14 protein-coding genes are annotated in these 16510 nt (G+C 63.9%); 5 read left to right on the top strand and 9 right to left on the bottom strand.

The features are described 5' to 3' along the window. Positions 1–101: 101 nt before the first annotated feature. A complete protein-coding gene (locus HX851_RS03815; RefSeq protein WP_177061229.1) occupies positions 102–1289 on the top strand; it encodes an acyl-CoA dehydrogenase family protein in 1188 nt (395 codons plus the stop codon). A gap of 8 nt (positions 1290–1297) precedes the next feature. Continuing rightward, positions 1298–2401 carry a sigma-54 interaction domain-containing protein gene (locus HX851_RS03810; RefSeq protein ID WP_177061227.1) on the top strand — a complete coding sequence of 368 codons (1104 nt, stop codon included), beginning with the start codon at positions 1298–1300 and terminating at the stop codon, positions 2399–2401. Positions 2402–2599: 198 nt separating this feature from the next. On the opposite strand, the gene HX851_RS03805 is transcribed toward HX851_RS03810, so the two are convergent. The 4 genes from HX851_RS03805 to sfnG form a co-directional block, all read right to left on the bottom strand. Next, positions 2600–3370, bottom strand: coding sequence for a MetQ/NlpA family ABC transporter substrate-binding protein (locus tag HX851_RS03805; RefSeq protein WP_177061225.1), 771 nt, complete (start codon positions 3368–3370; stop codon positions 2600–2602). 77 nt (positions 3371–3447) lie between these two features. Further along, positions 3448–4113, bottom strand: coding sequence for a methionine ABC transporter permease (locus tag HX851_RS03800; RefSeq protein WP_177061223.1), 666 nt, complete (start codon positions 4111–4113; stop codon positions 3448–3450). Positions 4114–4117: 4 nt separating this feature from the next. Continuing rightward, complete coding sequence (locus HX851_RS03795) at positions 4118–5341, bottom strand: SfnB family sulfur acquisition oxidoreductase (protein ID WP_177065084.1); 1224 nt, start codon at positions 5339–5341, stop codon at positions 4118–4120. A gap of 269 nt (positions 5342–5610) precedes the next feature. Next, positions 5611–6711, bottom strand: a complete 1101-nt coding sequence (gene sfnG, locus HX851_RS03790; RefSeq protein WP_177061219.1) for a dimethylsulfone monooxygenase SfnG — start codon at positions 6709–6711, stop codon at positions 5611–5613. A 420-nt stretch (positions 6712–7131) separates the two neighbouring features. Between sfnG and HX851_RS03785 the strand changes: the two genes are divergently transcribed. Together HX851_RS03785 and HX851_RS03780 are read left to right on the top strand one after the other, a co-directional pair. Next, entirely contained in the window at positions 7132–8373 is a 1242-nt protein-coding gene (locus tag HX851_RS03785) for an acyl-CoA dehydrogenase family protein (RefSeq protein WP_177065082.1), read from the top strand. A gap of 442 nt (positions 8374–8815) precedes the next feature. Next, on the top strand, positions 8816–9595 hold the full coding sequence (locus tag HX851_RS03780) for a TSUP family transporter (protein ID WP_177065080.1): 780 nt from the start codon (positions 8816–8818) through the stop codon (positions 9593–9595). Here the strand turns inward: HX851_RS03780 and nudC are convergent. Beyond that, positions 9563–10393, bottom strand: a complete 831-nt coding sequence (gene nudC, locus HX851_RS03775; protein ID WP_177061216.1) for an NAD(+) diphosphatase — start codon at positions 10391–10393, stop codon at positions 9563–9565. The two genes, HX851_RS03780 and nudC, sit on opposite strands and share 33 nt — an antisense overlap. 32 nt (positions 10394–10425) lie before the next feature. Continuing rightward, a complete protein-coding gene (locus tag HX851_RS03770) occupies positions 10426–11238 on the bottom strand; it encodes a crotonase/enoyl-CoA hydratase family protein (protein ID WP_177065078.1) in 813 nt (270 codons plus the stop codon). 157 nt (positions 11239–11395) lie between these two features. Between HX851_RS03770 and nhaB the strand changes: the two genes are divergently transcribed. Then, complete coding sequence (nhaB, locus tag HX851_RS03765; protein ID WP_177065076.1) at positions 11396–12895, top strand: sodium/proton antiporter NhaB; 1500 nt, start codon at positions 11396–11398, stop codon at positions 12893–12895. A gap of 207 nt (positions 12896–13102) precedes the next feature. Here nhaB and HX851_RS03760 read toward each other — a convergent pair whose 3' ends face one another. The 3 genes from HX851_RS03760 to gnd are packed head-to-tail and all read right to left on the bottom strand — an operon-like array spanning position 13103 to position 16424. After that, positions 13103–13927 carry an HAD family hydrolase gene (locus HX851_RS03760; protein ID WP_177061208.1) on the bottom strand — a complete coding sequence of 275 codons (825 nt, stop codon included), beginning with the start codon at positions 13925–13927 and terminating at the stop codon, positions 13103–13105. Continuing rightward, positions 13924–15447, bottom strand: a complete 1524-nt coding sequence (gene zwf, locus HX851_RS03755) for a glucose-6-phosphate dehydrogenase (RefSeq protein ID WP_177065074.1) — start codon at positions 15445–15447, stop codon at positions 13924–13926. Before zwf ends, HX851_RS03760 begins: the two co-directional genes overlap by 4 nt. After that, positions 15444–16424 carry a phosphogluconate dehydrogenase (NAD(+)-dependent, decarboxylating) gene (gene gnd, locus HX851_RS03750; protein WP_177061206.1) on the bottom strand — a complete coding sequence of 327 codons (981 nt, stop codon included), beginning with the start codon at positions 16422–16424 and terminating at the stop codon, positions 15444–15446. Before gnd ends, zwf begins: the two co-directional genes overlap by 4 nt. Between the last annotated feature and the right edge of the window lie 86 nt (positions 16425–16510).

Genomic DNA, 16510 nt, shown 5'->3' with positions numbered 1-16510 from the left:
GGACGCTCCGCGTCCGCTCTGGCGGTGACGCGGAGCGTCACGGGATGCATTCCCACGCGGAGCGTGGGAACGATCAACGTCATCTATTCGAGGGACACCGCGTGACGGCCCAACCCCATAACGCCCTGCTCAACCCCTTGCAAACCGCCCGCCTGCTGGCCGCCGAGTTTGCCGAAACCGCCGTCGAGCGCGACGAGCGTGGCGGCACGCCGAAAGCCCAGCGTGACGCCCTGCGCCACAGCGGCCTGCTGGCCCTGAGTATTCCCACCCAATACGGCGGCCTCGGCGCCAGCTGGAGCGAGACGCTGAACGTGGTCCGCGAATTCGCCAAGGTCGACAGTTCCATCGCCCATGTCTTCGGTTTCCATCACCTGATGCTCGCCACCGTGCGCCTGTTTTCGCGCCCGGAACAATGGCAACCGTGGTTCGAACAGACCGCCCGCAAGAACTGGTTCTGGGGCAACGCGCTCAATCCGCTGGACACCCGCACCGTGGTGCGCAAGCTCGGCGGCTGGCGCGAATTTTCCGGCAAGAAAAGCTTCTGCTCCGGCGCCAGCGATTCGGAAATGCTGATCGCCTCGGCGGTCGATGAAGGCGCCGGCGGCAAGTTGCTGATCGCCGCGATTCCCAGCGGCCGCTCCGGCATCACCCTGCACAATGACTGGCACAACATGGGCCAGCGCCAGACCGACAGCGGCAGCGCCAGCTTCGAACGGGTGCGGGTCGAAGAGTCGGAACTGCTGCTCGACCCCGGCCCCCTGAGCACGCCCTTCGCCTGCCTGCGGCCGCTGATCGCGCAACTGACCTTCACCCACATGTTCCTCGGCATCGCCGAAGGTGCCTTCGAGGAAGCCCGGCAATACACCCTGACCGAGACACGCCCGTGGTTCAAGTCCGGCACCGAGGACATCCGCCAGGACCCGTACATCCTCAGCCACTACGGTGACTTCTGGGTCGCCCTGGAAGGTGTCCGCCTGCTGGTCGAGCGCGCCGCCGAAGGGCTCGACCGCGCCTGGGCCAAGGGCCAGAACCTCAGCGCCGAGGAGCGCGGGCACCTGGCTACCGCCATCGCCACCGCCAAGGTCGCCGCCAGCCGCAATGGCCTGGAACTGTGCAGCAAGCTGTTCGAAGTCACCGGCGCGCGCTCGACCCACGCGTCCCTGCGCCTGGACCGCCACTGGCGCAACCTGCGCACCCAGACCCTGCATGACCCGCTGGACTACAAGCTCCAAGAACTAGGCGACTGGGCCCTGAACCAGACGCTGCCGATCCCCACCTTCTATTCCTAGAGAAGCCTATGCAGCTGCTAACGTTACCGCCCTCGCCAGCCCTGGCGACCTCGATCCGCGCCACCGCCCAGGTCTTCGAAGACCCCAAGTCCCAGGCCCTGCTCGCCCACCTGCAACAAGTCGCGCCGAGCGAAGCCAGCGTGCTGATCATTGGCGAAACCGGCACCGGCAAGGAACTGGTGGCCCGGCACATCCACAACCTCAGCGCGCGACGCAACCGACCGTTTGTCGCGGTCAACTGCGGGGCGTTCTCCGAATCCCTGGTGGAAGCCGAACTGTTCGGCCATGAGAAAGGCGCGTTTACCGGCGCCCTCAGCGCCAAGGCCGGCTGGTTCGAGGAAGCCGATGGCGGCACGCTGTTTCTCGACGAGATCGGCGACCTGCCGATGCCGATCCAGGTCAAGCTGCTGCGGGTCCTGCAGGAACGTGAAGTGGTGCGCCTGGGCTCGCGCAAGAGCATCCCGATCAATGTGCGAGTGCTGGCGGCGACCAATGTCCAGTTGGAAAAGGCCATCAACGCCGGGCACTTTCGCGAGGACCTGTATTATCGCCTCGATGTGGTCAACCTCGAGTTGAGCCCCCTGCGCGAACGGCCCGGCGATATCCTGCCGCTGACCCGGCACTTTATCGATGCCTATTGCCAGCGCCTGGGCTACGGCGATGTCCGTATCAGTCCGGCGGCCGAGCAGAAACTCAAGAGCTACAGCTGGCCGGGCAATATCCGCGAGCTGGAAAACGTCATCCACCACACCTTGCTGATCTGCCACAACGGCGTGATCGAACGCGATGACCTGCGCCTGTCGAACATGCGCATCGAACGCCAGGACGATACTGGCGCGACCACCGACGATTCGGCCGAGGCTCTGCTCAACCGGGCCTTCCAGAAACTCTTCGAGGAACAGGCCGGAGCCCTCCACGAAAAGGTCGAGGATGCCTTGCTGCGTGCCGCCTACCGGTTCAGCCACTACAACCAGGTGCACACCGCCAACCTGCTGGGCCTGAGTCGCAACGTGACCCGTACCCGACTGATCAAGATCGGCGAACTGGCAGTGAACAAGCGCCGCCCCGGCGAAAACGTCCAGGGTGACCGGATGCTGCAACTGTCGATCTAGCGCCTGCCTTTCAGAGTACCAGGGCCACACTGCAAGGCGTTGTCATGGCTGCGCTCGATGCTGCGGCGCGGGGCTTGTAGGAGCTGGCTTGCCAGCGATTGCTGGTGTATCAGCCGGCGAATAGGTCGACTGTCAGATCGCTATCGCCGGCAAGACGGCTCCTACGGGTGGGTAGTGATCGGCGGTCTTGGTCGGTCCTCAGAACCCCGGCGCAATCTGCCCCTTGTAGCGGGTCAGGATAAACTGGCGCACGGCGTCGGAGTTCAGCGCCTTGGCCAGTTTCTGGATGCCCGGGTCATTGATATTGTCCGGCCGCGCCACCAGGAACTCGACGTACAGGTCCTTGCCTTTCTCGACAATCAGCGCGCTATTGGTGTCGATCCCGGCCTCCAGCGCATAGTTGGCAAACACGAACGCCAGGTCCACCTGGCTCACCGAGCGCGCCAGCATCGCCCCTTCCAGTTCACGGATCTTCAGGTGCTTGGGATTCTCGACGATATCGTGCGGGGTGGCCTGGGTATTGCTCGGGTCCTTGAGTTTGATCAAGCCCGCTTCGTGCAGCAACACCAGGGCCCGCCCGGTGTTCACCGGGTCGTTGGGAATCGACACCGAGGCACCGTCCTTCAATTCGGACAGGCTCTTGATCTTGGTCGAGTAGGCGCCGAACGGCTCGATGTGCACGCCGACCACCGGCACCAGGTGGGTGTGGCGGGTCTTGTTGTAATCATCGAGGAACGGTCGGTACTGGTAATAGTTGGCGTCGAGGTTCTTCAGGGCCAGTTGCTGGTTGGGCTGGATGAAGTCGTTGAACACCTTGATCTCCAGGTCGACGCCTTCCTTGGCCAGCTCCGGTTTGACGAATTCGAGGATCTCCGCGTGGGGCACCGGGGTGGCACCGACAATCAGTTTTTCATTGGCGTGAACCGCCAGGGACATCAGGGCGGCCAGTACGGCCAGGGTCTTTTTCATGCAAGGCTCCAGAGAGGCAGAAAGGGCCGGCGTGTGGTGGACGTTGGGCCAGGTTGTGGTGTGTCGAAATCAATGGGTCAATGTCGGGTGTAGCGGGCCACCAGGCGGTCACCGGTCATTTGCAGGCCTTGCACCAGCACCAGCAGCAGGATCACCGTGACCACCATCACATCGGTCTGGAAACGCTGGTAGCCATAGCGGATCGCCAGGTCCCCCAGCCCGCCACCGCCGATCACCCCGGCCATGGCGGTGTAGTCCACCAGCACGATGGCCGTCACCGTCACCGCCGCCAGCAGCCCGCCACGGGCCTCCGGCAAGAGGGTGTGGCGGATCACCTGCCAGGTGCTGGCGCCCATGGCCTGGGTCGCCTCCACCACGCCGCGGTCAACTTCGCGCAAGGCGGTTTCCACCAGCCTGGCGAAAAACGGCGTGCAACCCACTACCAGCGGCGGGATGGTTCCCGGAACGCCGAGGGAGGTGCCCACCAGCAGGGTGGTCAGGGGAATCAACACGATCAGCAGGATGATGAAAGGCAGCGAGCGCAGGATATTCACCAGCACCGACAACGACCGGTACACCAGCGGGGTTTCATGCAACTGACGCTTGCCGGTGAGAAACAGCAGCACGCCCAGCGGCAACCCCAGCAGGACGGTAAACCCCAGGGCCGCCGCCAGCATGCTCAAGGTGTCGAGGCAGGCCTGGGCGATATCGCCCCAATAGATGTTTTTCAGCAGTTCACCCATGGACTCAGGACCAGTCGTGACGGGGCGGCTTGATCCCGTTGAGCAGCCAGTTGCCGACCACGTGGTACTTCCAGCGCACCGGATCGTGCAGGGTATGCACCCGGGCATTGCGCCAGTGGCGGTCGAAATTGTGCTTTTTCAGGGTCGAGCGGGTGCCGCCCAGTTCGAACAGCTTGTTGCTGGCCTCGATGGCGATCTCGGTGGTCAGCACCTTGGCCTTGGCCACGGCCAGCGAGGCCCGTGCCACGTTGTCTTCATCGGGAGCCGGGCGCGCGACATCCAGCGCCTTGCCGGCCCGTTCGAGCAAGGCCTCGGCGGCTTCGAGACGGATCTCCAGGCCACCGACCTGGATAATGGTCAGCGGATCTTCGCTGGCCTTGTCCACACCGGCATCGATCCACGGGCGCGCGTGTTCGCGGACAAACGCAACGGTGTCGCGCAGGGCCGCGCGGGCGATGCCGGCGTCAATGGCGGCGGTGGTCAACTGGGCGAAAGGCCCGGCCAGGGTCGGGCTTTCGTAGGAGCGATAGGTCGGGAACAGGTTGAACGCCGGGACCTTCAGGTCCTGGGCCAGTACCGTGCCGCTGGACGTGGTGCGCTGGCCGATACTGTCCCAGTCATCGACGACCACCAGCCCCGGCGTGCCACGCTCGACAAAGGCCAGTTGGCCCTTGCCCTCTTCATCCAGGGCCAGCACTGCCAGCCAGTGGGCGTACAGGGAGCCGGTGCAGTAGCCCTTGCGACCATTGATCACATGGCCGTCGCCATGACGACGAATCGTCGCCTGGATATCCTGGACATTCTTGCCGCCGGTCTCCGACAGCGCATTGGCAAAACGATGACCTTGCAGCGCCAGGGCAAAGAAGTGCGCCTGCTGCTCGGGCGTGCCTTGCAGGCGGATGTCTTCCAGCAGGCAGTAGTGATTCTGCGGGATCTGGCCCAGGGACGGATCGGCCGCCGAGATGATCGCGATCACTTCGGCCAGCACCGCATAGGACACCTGGGCGCCGCCGAACTCGCGAGGCACGCTGATGCCCCACAGGCCGCTGTTGGAATACAGGTCCACCACGTCGGCGGGCACCTGGCGGGTGCGATCACGCTCCGCATCCTGCTCAAGCAGACCGGCGGCGACACGCTGCGCGATCGCCAGGGCTTCGGCCTCGTCGCGGATCAGGTGGGCATTGGGGGAATGGATCGGGTAAACGGCAGATTCAGGCAGGGACGACATGGAACGCTCTCGGGCGAATGGTGTTGCCTGAGCTATTGCAGCTTCTGTGCCTGAATTATTATTTGTTTATTTTCATAGAGTTATACCGATTATCCGGCTATTGCCGGCGTTCTTTCACCAGCAGATTGCAGCTTCGCTGTTGCTGGGGAAACACTTGAATATCCGTACACTTCCCTTGTGGCAGCTTGCCGGCGATGGCGCCCTTGAATTCAACGCAGGACTCACGGGCCTCATCGCCGGCAAGCCGGCTCCTACGGAAGGTATTGCAATCAGGCCAGCGCCTCCTCCAACTGCCCAGCCTTCTGCGCTTCCAGCTCGCGAACCAGCGGCAGGACCCGCTTGCCGAAGTACTCCACCTCTTCCTGGAAATGCAGGAAGCCGGCCAGTACCAGGTCCACGCCCACCGCCTTCAGGGCCACGATCCGCTCGGCGATCTGCTGTGGCGTACCGATCAGGTTGGTCTTGAAACCGTCGTTGTATTGCACCAGGTCCTCGAAGCTGGATTTGGCCCAGTTGCCCTCACCCTCCGGTGACGACCGGCCCGCCTGCTTCGCCGCATCGCCAAATGCCCCGACGGCCTCGGGGTCGGCCTTGTCGATGATTTCCGTCAGTACCGCCCGGGCCTCTTCCTCGGTGTCGCGGGCGATGACAAAGGCATTCACCCCGACTTTCACCGAGTGGCCATTGGCGGCCGCCTTGGTGCGGATATCGTCGACCTGGGCCTTGATTCCCTCGGGGCTGTTGCCGTTGGTGAAATACCAGTCCGAGACCCGTGCCGCCATATCCCGCGCCGCGCGGGAACTGCCGCCCTGGAAAATTTCCGGATGCGGCTGGCTCAGCGGCTTGGGCTTGAGGCTGTAGTCGTTGAAACGGTAGAAGTCACCCCTGAAGGTGAACGCCTCCTCGGTCCAGATCCCCTTCAGCGCACGGATGAACTCTTCGGAACGGCGATAACGCTCGTCGTGCTCCAGCCAGTGCTCGCCAATGGCGTGGAACTCGCCGCGAAACCAGCCACTCACGATATTCACGGCGATCCGTCCGCCCGTGAGTTGATCGATGGTCGCCAGTTGCTTGGCCGCCAATGCCGGCTGCCAGGGGCCGGGCAGGATCGCGGCGATGACTTTCAACCGGGTCGTGGCCGCCAGCAGGGCATGACTGAACGCAACCGACTCATGCTGGTATTCGGCGCCATAACCGGCGGTGAAGCGGATCTGGGTCAGGCCGTACTCGAACCCGGCCGCCTCGGCCAGTTGCGCCAGCTTGCGGTTGTAGTCGATATCCCAGCTGGTGCGCTGCTCGATCTTGCTGACCACCAGCCCGCCACTGACATTGGGCACCCAGTAGGCGAATTTCACGGCTTGCTGACTCATGGTGTTGCACCTCGGACCAGGGAATGTCGAAGGGGTAGAGCAGCAAGCGTGCCAGTGTCCGGCCCTCCCCTTACCAACACATCTAGCGTCCTCACCGCAATCCCCGGTAGGAGCTGGCTTGCCGGCGATGAGGCCGGCGAGGCAGCTAAAAGCTTCGCGGGCAAGCCCGCTCCCACCGCGTCACGGGCCGCGTTCCCACGCCGGAGCGTGGGAACGATCATGAACGCCACGTCCCTTGTAGGAGCTGGACGATTTGTCGTCTGGCAGGACGATTTGCTGAAGCACTGTTCGCCCACCAACAGTTACCTCCAATCCAGCCGAGGTAAACCATCGCGCCGCCGGTCACATCCGGCTCGGCATGGACCCTGCAACAGCCCCGGCAATCGCAGTTTTCTCTGCCTGCCCTCAAGGAGCTGTCCCATGACCGAACACCAGGTGATCAATCCGCTGTCCCTTGGCGTCGACTATGAAACCCTAGCCGCGCGCTTTCGGCCGGTCTTTGCCCGCATCGCCGCCGGGGCGGTGGAACGCGAGTTGTCCCGCGGCCTGCCCCACGAGCCGATCCAGTGGCTCAAGCAGGCCGGCTTCGGTGCCGTGCGCGTGCCGGTGGAATATGGCGGTGGCGGCGCGTCGGTACCGCAGTTGTTCCAACTGCTGATCGAACTGGCCGAGGCCGACTCTAATGTGCCCCAGGCCCTGCGCGGGCACTTCGCCTTTGCCGAGGACCGCCTGAACGCCGCCCCCGGTCCCGCCCGCGACCAGTGGTTCAAGCGCTTCGTCGACGGCGATATCGTCGGCTGCGCCTGGACCGAAATCGGCAATGTGATCATTGGCGATGTGGTGACCAAGGTCACTCCGGACGGCGAACAATGGCGCCTCAATGGCGAGAAGTTCTACAGCACCGGGAGCATCTTCGCCGACTGGATCGATGTCTACGCCCGTCGCAGCGATACCGGCGGCGATGTGATTGCCGCCGTGCGCGCCCGCCAGCCGGGGATCGAGCACAGCGATGACTGGGACGGTTTCGGCCAGCGCACCACCGGCAGCGGCACTTCGCGGTTTGTCGAGGCGGTAGTGGAGGCCGGACATGTGATCGACTTCGCCGAACGCTTCAAGTACCAGACGGCGTTTTATCAACTGGTGCTGCTGGCGACCCTGGCGGGTATCGGCCGTGCGGCGCTCAAGGATGTCGCGCGCCAGGTACGCGAGCGCCAGCGCATCTATAGCCATGGCAATGCCCAGCGGGCCAGCGAGGACGCCCAGGTGCAGCAGGTGGTCGGCGAGGTCGCCGCCCTGGTGTATGCCGCCGAAGCCAGCGCGATACGCGCCGCGCACCCGGCACAGCGGGCCTACCTCGCCCGGTTTGGCGGCGATGCCGAGGTGGAACGGCAGGCCAACGTCGACGCGGAAATCCAGTCCGCCACCGCACAAGTGGTGGTGTCCGAGTTGATCCAGCGTGCCACCGGCGAACTGTTCAATGCCCTCGGTGCCTCGGATGTCCGCCAGGGCAAGGCGCTGGACCGCCATTGGCGCAACGCGCGGACGGTGTCGTCACACAATCCGGTGATCTACAAGGCACGGATCATCGGCGACTGGGCGATCAACGGCACCGAGCCACCGTTTGTGTGGCAGATCGGTAACGGGCCGCAGCCCCAGTCATAGCCAATATTAGTGGTGTCTGGTCTGACGCCTTCGCGGGCAAGCCCGCTCCCACAGGTTTTCGGGTGTGCACAGAGCTTAGGCATGACGCGAAATATCGTGATCGCGGGCTTGCCCTCTCCCACAGGTTTTCGGGTGTGCACAGAGCTTAGGCATGACGCGAAATATCGTGATCGCGGGCTGCCCTCTCCCACAGGTTTTCGGGTGTGCACAAAGCTTAGGCATGACGCGAAATATTGTGGTGGGCTTGCCCTCTCCCACAGGTTTTCGGGTGTACACAGAGCTTAGGCATGACGCGAAATATTGTGGGAGCGGGCTTGCCCGCGAAGACGATGGATCAGACAGCGCAGCAGCCGGATAAGGTCGCGGCGATATTCGCGAATGGGTAAGATGGCGACCTTTGCGCGCCATCTTGCCGCGCCGCCTGCCGACCTAAGCCGAACCCATGCCTTTCGATCTCAGCGTAGACCTGACCACCCTCGCCATTCTTGCCGTCGTTGCCTTTATCGCCGGATTCATCGACGCCATCGCCGGCGGTGGCGGCCTGTTGACCACCCCGGCGCTACTCACCGCCGGCCTGCCACCGCACCTGGTGCTGGGCACCAACAAACTCAGTTCGACCTTCGGCTCGGCCACCGCCAGCTTCACCTTCTACCGACGCAAGCTGTTCCACCCCAGTCAGTGGAAGCTGGCAATCTTCGGCACCCTCGCCGGCGCACTGATCGGCGCGGTGACCGCGCACTTCCTCCCGGCCGAATGGCTGAACAAGATGCTCCCGGTGATTGTCTTCGGCTGCGGCCTGTACCTGCTGTTCGGCGGCACGCCCAAGGCGCCGCTGGACAGTGACGCGCCGATCAGGAAGAAATGGCAATTACCCCAGGGCTTCAGCCTGGGTTTCTACGACGGCGTGGCCGGGCCCGGCACCGGCGCCTTCTGGACCGTCAGCAGCATGCTGCTCTACCCCATCGACCTGGTGAAGGCCAGCGGCGTGGCGCGCAGCATGAACTTCGTCAGCAATATCGCGGCGCTGTCGGTGTTCGTCTTTTCCGGCCAGGTGGACTGGATCATCGGCCTGAGCATGGGTATCTCGGTGATGGCCGGGGCCTTCTTCGGCGCCCGCACCGCCATCAGCGGCGGGGCGAAATTCATCCGCCCGGTGTTCATCACCGTGGTCCTCGGACTGACCGTACGCCTAGCCTGGCAGCACTGGTTCAGCGTGGCCTAGACGGCGCGCCACATACAGGTCGATCAGGTAGCGGGCAATCGAACGCGAGGCCGGCAGCGGCGGCAGGTTGTGCACGTTGAACCACTGGGCGTCCTCGATCTCGTCGGCCTGGGGCACGATCTCGCCACCGGCGTATTCGGCATGGAAACCGAGCATCATCGAATGCGGAAACGGCCAGCACTGGCTGCCCATGTACTGGATATTGCTGACCTCGACCTGCACTTCCTCGCGCACTTCGCGGATCAGGCACTCCTCCGCCGACTCGCCGGGCTCGGCGAAACCGGCCAGGGTGCTGTAGACCCCGGTGACGAAACGCGGTGAACGCGCCAGCAGCACTTCATCGCCACGGGTGACCAGCACGATCATGCTCGGCGAGATCCGCGGATAGGCCCGCAGGTCACAAGGTTGGCAGTACATCGCGCGCTCCCCCGGCACCTGCCGTGCCGGCTGGCCACAACTGCCGCAGAAACGGTGCTCGCGCGCCCAGGTACCGATCTGCGCGGCATAACCGAGCATGCGGTACGTGGTGAAATCGCCCTCAAGCATGAACCGGCGCAAACCCTGCCAGCGGCAACCCGGCACTTCGGCCGTGGCCTTGAGCTCCAGCAGGTACACCGGCTCGCCGTCGCGATGACCGATGCCATGCTCGCAGAGCACCGGCAGGTCCTGGCGCTTGAGCCATTCACGGGGAAACAGCACGCCGTTGTCATCCAGCAGGAAACCCTCGGGACCTCGGGCCACGGCCCAGCCACCGGGTTGTTCGATATCCAGTACTGCGGTTGTCCAGCCTTGAGTCATTGCGGGTTCCTTAGGGACTGGAAGACCAGGCTTCAGTCCTGAAATTCGGGTTTCTGCTTGCTCATGTGGGCCGCGATGGCCACACGCAGGTCCGTCGATTGCAACATGGCGGCGTTCCAGGTGGCAACGTATTCCAGACCATCGTCGATCCGGTGATCACGCATGTAGCTGATCATCTCCTTGGTACCGGTCACGGCAATCGGCGATTTGCCGGCAATCTCCCGCGCAATCCCCATCACGCCATCGAGCAGGGCGCCATGATCGGGGTAGACACGATTGACCAGGCCTATGCGCTGCGCTTCGTCGGCACCGAACTGGCGACCGGTATAGGCCAGTTCACGCAGCATGCCGTCGCCGATGATACGCGGCAAACGTTGCAAAGTGCCGACATCGGCGGCCATGCCGATATCCACTTCCTTGATCGAGAACTGCACGTCCTCGGCGCAATAACGCATGTCGCAGGCGGCGATCAGGTCGATGGCGCCGCCCAGGCAATAGCCCCGGATCGCCGCCAGCACCGGTTTGCGGCAATGGTCGACGGCATTGAACGAAGCCTGCATCTGCAGGATCTTGCGCCGCAGCAGGCGGGCGTTGCGGCCGACATCCTTACCCAGCTCATTGCCGACCGCAGCCAGCAGCATCAGGTCGATACCTGAGGAAAAGTGCTTGCCCGCGCCGCTCAGGACCACCACCCGCACGGCATCGGTGTCATCGATCCACTGGAAGATCTCGACGATTTCGCTCCAGAACGCCGCGTTCATCGCGTTGATCTTTTCCGGGCGGTTGATCTGCACGTGGGCGATATTGTCGGCCAGGTCGACACGAAAGGCTTGGTATTCGGACATGACGGGCATCCTTGGCAGGGCAATGAGAAGGCTGGAACTATAGCAAGGGGTCGCCCAAGGCTGTAGGAAGCGGATATGCCAAAAGCCGGACCTGCGCCTTGATCTTCATGAATTCTTACGTCACCTTTCGCGCACTCTTACAAACAAGGACCCGCCGATGTCATCGCTGACTTCAGCCTTCGCCCATAACTTCCTCGGGCACTCCCCGCGCTGGTACAAGGCCAGTATCCTGGCCTTCCTGATCCTCAATGCCCTGGTGCTGTGGAGTGTCGGCCCGGTCGCCGCCGGCTGGCTGCTGGTGCTGGAGTTCATCTTCACCCTGGCCATGGCCCTCAAGTGCTACCCGCTGATGCCCGGTGGCCTGCTGCTGGTCGAAGCCCTGCTGCTGCGCATGACCAGCCCCCAGGCGGTGTACGACGAACTGCTGCACAACTTCCCGGTGATCCTGCTGCTGATGTTTATGGTGGCCGGCATCTACTTCATGAAGGACCTGCTGCTTTTCCTGTTTTCCCGCCTGTTGCTGCGCGTGCACTCCAAGGCGCTGCTGGGGCTGCTGTTCTGCTTTCTCTCGGCCTTCCTGTCGGCCTTTCTCGATGCCCTGACCGTCACCGCGGTGATCATCAGCGCCGCCGTCGGTTTCTATTCGGTCTATCACCGCGTGGCCTCGGGCAACGATCCGCGCCAGGACAGCGACTTCAGCAGCGACCACCAGTTGCCGAGCCTGCACCACGCCGACCTCGAACAGTTCCGCGCGTTCCTGCGCAGCCTGCTGATGCATGGCGCGGTGGGCACGGCCCTGGGCGGCGTGTGCACCCTGGTGGGCGAACCGCAGAACCTGCTGATCGGCCATGAAATGGGCTGGCATTTCAGCGAGTTCTTCCTGAAGGTCGCACCGGTTTCCCTGCCGGTCCTGGCGGCGGGTCTGGTGACCTGCGTGCTGCTGGAGAAACTGCGCTGGTTCGGCTACGGCACGCTGCTGCCGGACAATGTCCGCGCGGTGCTGGCCGCCTATGCCCGTGAAGACGATGCCGAGCGCACCCCGCGCCAGCGCGCCGCCCTGATCGTGCAAGGGCTGGCGGCACTGATCCTGATCGTCGGGCTGGCCCTGCATGTGGCCGAGGTGGGGTTGATCGGCCTGCTGGTGATCGTGCTGATCACCGCCTTTACCGGGATCACCGACGAACACCGGCTGGGCAGCGCGTTCAAGGACGCCATGCCGTTCACCGCCTTGCTCGTGGTGTTTTTCGCGGTGGTGGCGGTGATCCACGATCAACAGCTGTTCGCCCCGCTGATCCACTGGGTACTGAGCCTGCCCGCCGACCAGCAGCCGGGCATGCTGTTTATCGCCAACGGCCTGTTGTCGGCCATCAGCGACAATGTGTTCGTCGCGACGATCTACATCACCGAGGTGAAACAGGCTTTCGCCAGCGGCCAGATGAGCCGCGAGCACTTCGAGACCCTGGCCATCGCGATCAACACCGGCACCAACCTGCCAAGCGTGGCGACACCGAACGGCCAGGCGGCGTTCCTGTTCCTGCTGACGTCGGCGATTGCACCGCTGATTCGCCTGTCGTACGGGCGGATGGTATGGATGGCCTTGCCGTATACGGTGGTGATGGGGGTATTGGGCTGGTACGCGGTGAGTCACTGGCTGTGAGGTGAATGGCCGCCTCTGGCGGTTCGCGGGCAAGCCCGCTCCCACAGTTTATCGCGTCGGCCTGGAAGGCATGGACGACCCCATACCTGTGGGAGTGGCAGGCCTGCTGCCACGGTTTCGAGTCGAACCCGGGACGCCTGCACGACCCCGTCACCGTGGGAGCGGGCTTGCCCGCGAACCGCCGCAAGGCGGCCACTCACAAGACGCCTACCGCCGGGCCAGGATCAACTCATCAATGGCCCGCGCCGCGCCATCTTCGGTATTGCTGCCGGTCACCACATCCGCCTGGCGCTTGACCACTTCCTCGGCCTGGCCCATGGCAATCGCCAACCCGGCGCGGTGAAACATCGCCGGGTCGTTGCCGCCATCGCCGATGGCCGCCGTCTGCTCCAGCGGTACGCCGAGGAATTTCGCCAGCGTCACCAGCGCCTCGCCCTTGTTGGCCTGCATCGCGGTGATATCCAGGTAGGCCCGCTGCGAACGGCTGGCCAGGGCCTGGTCGGCCACCAGCGGTTGCAGCACCGCCTCCAGGTCGATCAGCAACTGCGCATCGCCGCTGGCACCGACGATCTTGTCGATACGGTCCAGGTACGGGTCGAAGTCGTCCACCACGGTCGGCGGATAACCCAGCGCGTGCTGTTCCCGGGGCACCATGGTGCCGTGGGGATTGCGCAGCAGCCACTGGTCGTCGGCAAACACCCAGACCTCGACCTCCTCATGCCGTGACAACAGCTCCAGCGTACAAATTGCCGCGGCCCGTGGCACATGGTGGGCCACCAGATAACTGCCGTCCGGATGCATCAGCGTGCCGCCGTTGAACGCCGCCACCGGCAGGTCGACACCGAGCGCGTCGATCTGCTCGCGCATCGCCCGTGGCGGACGCCCGGTGGCCAGGCTGAAGAACACCCCCGCTGCCCGCAATGCCCGCACCGCCTCGACGGTACGCGGGCTGAGGCTGTGATCGGGACGCAACAAGGTCCCGTCCATATCGCTGAGCACCAGCCGGATCGGATACTGCGCCGCGCCACTCATCCGAGGCCGTGCCAGACACGGCCGTCACGGGCCAGCAGTTCGTCGGCGGCTGCCGGACCGTTTTCGCCGGCCTTGTAGCCCTGCACCTGGCTATCCTCGCGCCAGGCATCGAGGAACGGCTGCACGGCACGCCAGCCGTTCTCGATATTGTCAGCACGCTGGAACAACGTCTGGTCGCCGGTCAGGCAATCGTAGATCAGGGTTTCGTAGCCGGTGGACGGCTGCACCTCGAAGAAATCCTTATAGGAAAAACCCAGCTCGACATTGGCCATGTCCAGCGCCGGCCCCGGACGCTTGGCCAGCAGGTCGAACCACATGCCTTCGTTGGGCTGGATCTGGATCTTCAGGTAGGTCGGCTGCAGACGCTCGACCTCGGTATCGCGAAACTGCGCATACGGCGCCGGCTTGAAGCAGATGGCGATTTCCGTGTCGCGCACGCTCATGCGCTTGCCGGTACGCAGGTAGAACGGCACGCCGACCCAGCGCCAGTTGTCGATCATCACCTTGAGGGCGACATAGGTCTCGGTATTGCTGTCCGGCGCCACATTGTTTTCTTCACGGTAACCGGGCAAGGATTTACCGCCCAGTTCACCCGCGCGGTACTGGCCACGCACCGAGTTGGCCCGTGCCTCCTCGACACTCCAGGGACGGATCGCGCCGACCACCTTGGCCTTTTCGCCGCGCACCGCATCGGCACCGAACGCCGCCGGCGGTTCCATCGCGACCATCGCCAGCAACTGGAACAGGTGGTTGGGCACCATGTCCCGCAGCGCGCCGGTGTGCTCGTAGAAACTGCCGCGGGTTTCCACGCCGACGGTTTCCGCGGCGGTGATCTGCACATGGTCGATGTAGTGGTTGTTCCAGAACGCTTCGAACAACACGTTGGAGAAACGGCTGACGAGGATGTTCTGCACGGTCTCCTTGCCCAGGTAATGGTCGATGCGATAGATCTGTTTCTCGCTCATCACCTTGAGCAGGCAGGCGTTGAGTGCCTCGGCCGTGGCCAGATCGGAACCGAAGGGCTTTTCGATCACCACCCGGCGGAACGCCTCGGGCGTTTCCTCGAGCAGACCGGCCGAGCCCAGACGCCGCGCCACCTCACTGAAGAAGCGCGGTGCGGTGGCGAGGTAGAACACCGCGTTGTCGGTGCCGCTGGCGGCAATCTTGGCGGCCAGCGCGGTGTAGGTAGAATCGTCGAGAAAATCGCCCTGGACGTAGCTGATGTTCTTCGCCAGCTTGCTCCAGAGCGCGGCGTCCAGCGCCTCCTCCGGGCTTTTCCTGCTCTTGGCGGCGACTTCGGCACGGCTGAAGTCTTCCAGTTTCTTGGCGAAGTCGGCATCGCTGATGGCGTTGTGATCGACGCCGACGATGTGCAAGCCGTCGCCCACCAGGCCATCGCGGGTCAGGTTGTACAGCGCCGGCATCAGCAGGCGCTTGACCAGGTCGCCGTGGGCGCCGAAGAGAAACAAGGTGGTCGGCGGCGCCGGCTCGGCCTTGCGTTTGCTGCGGATGGCATTCATTTTTTCGGCGTCTCCACGTGTCCGCCAAAGCCGAAGCGCATCGCCGACAGCAGCTTGTCACCGTAGGTGCTTTGCTGGCGGGAACGGAAACGGGCAAACAGCGAGTTGGACAAGACCGGCACCGGCACCGCCTGCTCCATGGCTGCCTCGATGGTCCAGCGCCCTTCGCCGCTGTCGGCGACCGCGCCGCTGTAGCCGTCGAGTTTCGGATCGCTGGCCAGGGCGTCGGCGGTCAGGTCCAGCAACCACGACGACACCACACTGCCACGCCGCCAGACTTCGGCGATATCCGCCAGGTTCAGGTCGAAACGCTGGTCTTCGGGCAGGCTCGGCGAGTTCTTGGTCTTGAGGATATCGAAGCCTTCGGCGAAGGCCTGCATCATGCCGTACTCGATACCGTTATGGATCATCTTGACGAAGTGCCCGGAACCCGGTGGTCCGGCATGGATATAGCCGCGCTCGGCACGGTCGTCGGCGCTGACCCGGTCGCGGGTACGGGCAATGGTGCCGATCCCCGGGGCCAGGGTGGCGAACAGCGGATCGAGGCGCTCGACTACCTTGGCATCACCGCCGATCATCATGCAGTAGCCGCGCTCCAGGCCCCAGACACCGCCGGAAGTGCCGACATCGATATAGTCGATGCCCTTTTGCGCCAGCTCCTGGCCGCGACGGATATCGTCCTTGTAGAAGGTGTTGCCGCCGTCGATGATCACATCGCCGGCGTCCAGCAATTTACTCAACTCGGCAATGGTGTCCTCGGTCGGCGCACCGGCCGGCAGCATCACCCAGACCGCACGGGGTTTATCCAGGCCGGCCACCAGTGCCGGCAGGTCGGCGACACCGCGGGCGCCCTCTTTGACCAGGCCGCTGACGAAGTCGGTATTGCGGTCATACACCACTGTCTGATGGCCATCAAGCATCAGGCGCCGCGCGATATTGCCGCCCATGCGGCCCAGTCCGATGATTCCCAGTTGCATGCAGCGTACTCCCGATATCGATGAAAAACTCTGACACACCTTAGCCCAGCGGCACGCGGATGTCTGTCTCGATATCGGTCGGGGCG

Source organism: Pseudomonas gingeri, assembly GCF_013385635.1.
In the GTDB taxonomy this organism is placed as follows: Bacteria; Pseudomonadota; Gammaproteobacteria; order Pseudomonadales; family Pseudomonadaceae; genus Aquipseudomonas; species Aquipseudomonas gingeri_A.
The sequence above is the reverse complement of the archived record's forward strand: the minus strand, read 5'-3'. Positions and strand labels throughout refer to the sequence as shown.

Coding starts and splice junctions, on each gene's coding strand:
- nhaB (WP_177065076.1), top strand. CDS start 11,396: ATGTCATCGCTGACTTCAGCCTTCGCCCATAACTTCCTCGGGCACTCC.
- sfnG (WP_177061219.1), bottom strand. CDS start 6,711: ATGAGTCAGCAAGCCGTGAAATTCGCCTACTGGGTGCCCAATGTCAGT.
- HX851_RS03760 (WP_177061208.1), bottom strand. CDS start 13,927: ATGAGTGGCGCGGCGCAGTATCCGATCCGGCTGGTGCTCAGCGATATG.
- zwf (WP_177065074.1), bottom strand. CDS start 15,447: ATGAATGCCATCCGCAGCAAACGCAAGGCCGAGCCGGCGCCGCCGACC.
- gnd (WP_177061206.1), bottom strand. CDS start 16,424: ATGCAACTGGGAATCATCGGACTGGGCCGCATGGGCGGCAATATCGCG.
- HX851_RS03810 (WP_177061227.1), top strand. CDS start 1,298: ATGCAGCTGCTAACGTTACCGCCCTCGCCAGCCCTGGCGACCTCGATC.
- HX851_RS03780 (WP_177065080.1), top strand. CDS start 8,816: ATGCCTTTCGATCTCAGCGTAGACCTGACCACCCTCGCCATTCTTGCC.
- HX851_RS03770 (WP_177065078.1), bottom strand. CDS start 11,238: ATGTCCGAATACCAAGCCTTTCGTGTCGACCTGGCCGACAATATCGCC.
- HX851_RS03805 (WP_177061225.1), bottom strand. CDS start 3,370: ATGAAAAAGACCCTGGCCGTACTGGCCGCCCTGATGTCCCTGGCGGTT.
- HX851_RS03800 (WP_177061223.1), bottom strand. CDS start 4,113: ATGGGTGAACTGCTGAAAAACATCTATTGGGGCGATATCGCCCAGGCC.
- nudC (WP_177061216.1), bottom strand. CDS start 10,393: ATGACTCAAGGCTGGACAACCGCAGTACTGGATATCGAACAACCCGGT.
- HX851_RS03785 (WP_177065082.1), top strand. CDS start 7,132: ATGACCGAACACCAGGTGATCAATCCGCTGTCCCTTGGCGTCGACTAT.
- HX851_RS03795 (WP_177065084.1), bottom strand. CDS start 5,341: ATGTCGTCCCTGCCTGAATCTGCCGTTTACCCGATCCATTCCCCCAAT.